This is a genomic window from Arthrobacter sp. MDT2-34-1 (genome assembly GCF_059091365.1).
Genome location: NZ_JBNHGO010000220.1, coordinates 1 through 268, shown reverse-complemented (window position 1 = coordinate 268; position 268 = coordinate 1). Strand labels below are relative to the sequence as shown.

The window sequence follows — 268 nt, the reverse complement described above, 5'->3', positions numbered from 1 at the left end:
CATCAACGAGGCTGAACTCACCGTGGGCAAGCCCAAGACCAAGTCCGTGGGAGTGCCCGGCATCGCCCATGCGATGGAAATTGCGGTCAAGCAGATGGGCGCCGTCCGCAGCGCCAGGACGCTGCTGCGGGTCAACCAGAAGGACGGCTTTGACTGTCCGGGCTGCGCCTGGCCCGAGGGGGACCACCGGCACCGGGCGGAGTTCTGCGAAAACGGGGCCAAAGCGGTAGCCGAGGAAGCCACGCGCAGGCGCGTGACGCCGTCGTTC

At 67.5% G+C, this 268-nt stretch carries 1 pseudogene; it reads left to right on the top strand.

The features are described 5' to 3' along the window. Nucleotide 1 precedes the first annotated feature (1 nt). Nucleotides 2-268, top strand: a pseudogene (locus tag AC5RVV_RS18425) (hypothetical protein); the annotation flags it as partial.